The organism is Streptomyces sp. HSW2009 (genome assembly GCF_040240285.1).
GTDB lineage: Bacteria > Actinomycetota > Actinomycetes > Streptomycetales > Streptomycetaceae > Streptomyces.
This window is the reverse complement of record NZ_JBEHZD010000767.1, coordinates 1-2,961: the sequence shown is the minus strand read 5'-3', so window position 1 is coordinate 2,961 and position 2,961 is coordinate 1. Positions and strand designations below refer to the sequence as shown.

The 2,961-nt window shown below is 61.7% G+C and carries 1 protein-coding gene and 1 pseudogene; both read left to right on the top strand.

The genetic code is table 11. From position 1 onward, the window contains the following. The first annotated feature begins 1,360 nt into the window (after positions 1-1,360). On the top strand, positions 1,361-2,602 hold the full coding sequence (locus tag AAHZ94_RS31905) for a S8 family serine peptidase (RefSeq protein WP_349997197.1): 1,242 nt from the start codon (positions 1,361-1,363) through the stop codon (positions 2,600-2,602). A gap of 81 nt (positions 2,603-2,683) precedes the next feature. After that, a pseudogene (locus AAHZ94_RS31900) lies at positions 2,684-2,961 on the top strand (hypothetical protein); the annotation flags it as partial.

The window sequence follows — 2,961 nt, the reverse complement described above, 5'->3', positions numbered from 1 at the left end:
GGGGAGGGTGCTGACGCTTTTCATGAGTGGGTACATGATTTTGCGCTAGAGGTATCGCGATTAGGTCATTTTGCCAGTGCTGTGGGTGGGCACATGGTGAATGCAGGCCAGGCGTTGACGGAGGCGAAGGCCGCGGTGCCGAAGCCCGTTGATGCGGAGAAGGCGCATGGGGATCCTGACGCTGATAAGGCGCTCATTGCTGATGGTACGACCAGGCTTCAGCAGGCCATTCATCAGATGGAGCGGCTTTCTTCTTATTATCGGGCGGCCCGGGAGGATATGGGGGCGGAGCGGGAGCCGGAGTTCACGTTACTTCCCATCGATGACCCGGCATACAGCCCTGATGCGCACCGTGGCAGTGAATCGCCTAATGGAGGACAGGCGTCAACGGGATCGGAGGTAAATCCCTCCCAGACCGCTCTGGCGAAGGGTGTGAATCAGCAGACCGCGGGTCCGGCAGCCCATGGCGTAAGTCCTGAAGTGATGCCGAGCAGTCACGTGGGGTTGGGCCTCGATGGAATGGCAAGGTCGCAGCACCCAGACGACCGCGGTTCGCAGCCGCCCGTTCCCTCCCAGAGCGTGTCAACAGACAGCGCGGAGCAAGCGGTGCCCGTGCTGCCGTCTCGCGTAGGCCCTGTTTCGAAGCCTCAGATCCCGGACCTCCGTCCAGACGGGCACGCTTACACGCCACGTGTGCCTTCCGGCGAATTAGTGACAACAGCACGGCCATTTCTTCCAGCGCCCTCATCACCAGCACCTCGGTTGCCGGGAATCTCAGGTGGCCGACCTCGCGACATGAGTGACTCGCCTGCAAGTTCTCGATCACCCCGTGGATCGGTCGTCGGAGAAGAGCGCGCACCCATAGCAAGAGGAAGCGTGCCCGGAACTGCTTCCCCCGGAGGCGAGAACGGTTCAACGGGCCGTCGCGCTCACGGTCAGGCCGGCCCGCACTCACCGGGTCCCCCGGTCATGGCCGAAGGGGCCTCGCCGCGAGGGGCGGTTGTCGGCGAAGAGGGGCGAGGAAGCCAGGTTCGGGCGCCGTTCTCGGGCGTCGGCGGCGGCATGCCTGCTGGTGGCATGGGCGGAGAGCGAGGGGCTGCTCGTGACCGACGGGGGTTGGGCTTGGCTTTTGAACCGGGCGGGACGGCTGCGCAGCGGAGAGAGCTGGCGCGCGGGGTTTGCTTTACACCAGGTGGAAGTGGACTGATCCGAGGGGCGAATTCTACCCAGGGTTCAGGGCGGACACCTCGGCAATCCGACCCCGATGGTAGTGAGCGGGATGGTAGAGACGATTGGCCTCTGGGTCGGGATACGGTTCCGCCGGTAGTTGAATAGCCTACTCGCTGCTGACATTTGGAGAATGTGCGTGATGTCCTTTCGGCTGAGCCGTTGGCGGGGCACGACCCTGCTTTCTGCCTTGGGGGTCTGTTTGGGGTTGGCGGCTCAGCCGGTGGCTGCTGACGATTCACATGGTCGTCAGTGGCATCTTGACGCAATGAGCGCAGAAGAGCTGTGGCCTGTGAGTAGGGGCAAAGGTGTGACCATCGCCGTGATTGACTCGGGAGTGGACCCGGTTCCTGAGCTGCGGGGGAGAGTGACGACTCGGAAGAGCTTCGTGAAATCTCCGCCATCGGATGGTGGGGATGGCAATAGCCATGGGACGTCCATGGCATCTTTGATTGCCGGGTCAGGCAGTTCGGGCGGTGTACAGGGGTTGGCCCCGGGCGCGAAGATCATGTCGCTACAGACGCGATACAGGGCCGTAGCGTTCGGTGGCGGCGAGAACTGGGGATCGGCTATTCGGTACGCCGCAGATCACGGAGCACGCATCATTAACCTGTCGCAAACTGCAACGGGAACGCTTGACCGTCATAGACGGCAGATGGAAGATGCTGTCGAATACGCCATCAAGAAAGGCTTGGTAATTTTTGCGGCGACAGGAAATGATGGCGACAAGGGGAATGTTCCTAGATACCCCTCCACTTTCCCTGGAGTCGTAGGGGTGGGGGCGGTCGATCAGTCGGGCAAGGTGGCTCGCTTCTCCACTTACGGACAGCAGGTGAAATTCGCAGCCCCAGGTGTGGATATTCCCGGCAGGTGTGCGGATGGCCAGAAGATGTGCCAAAACTCCGGCACTAGCGCCTCCACGGCGCTGGCCTCCGCCTCGGCCGCGCTGATTTGGTCTAAGCATCCGACTTGGACGGGTAATCAGGTTCTTCGCGTGATGATGCAGACGGCGAGTAAGCCGAAGGGCAAGGTGCCGAGTCCGTATATCGGGTACGGGATTATTCGGCCGGGGCAGGTGTTGATCGACGGTAAGGGGGATCCGGGGAATCCCGATGTCAATCCGTTGTTGCCGCGAGAAGAGACGGGCTCTGGGGGTGGCTCATCTTCGGCTCAGTCTGCGTCGCCGAGTAAGGGTGTTGAGGTCGGGGCTGGCCCGGAGGATGTTCGGCGTGCGGTGAATGGTGCTGCTTCTGATAGAGGTGGGAGTGGGGGCTCTGGGTTCTTGTGGGTTTTGCTGGGGGGTGGGGGTGTTGTGGTAGTTGCCGTAACGGCATTCCTTTTCGCGCGGGCTCGTAGGTCGCAGACGACTGCGTAGCCGATGGTTTGGTCAGCAGGGATTCCAGAGAGGCTGTCGTTGTCGGTAGCTTCACCTCGGTAATGAGAGAGGAGGCGGGGGATGGGGAGCAACGGGGAGTTCGAGGGGCAGACCCTCGAAGGTTTGCATGCGATGTTGCAGGGTTCTGATCCGGCCAAGTTGGCTGGTGCGGGGAATGCGCTTGGTGACGCGGGTCCGAAGATCGTGGAGGTGGGGAGGTATCTCAGGGGCCAGGCAGGTCGAGTCGAATGGCGGGGGGAGGGTGCTGACGCTTTTCATGAGTGGGTACATGATTTTGCGCTAGAGGTATCGCGATTAGGTCATTTTGCCAGTGCTGTGGGTGGGCACATGGTGAATGC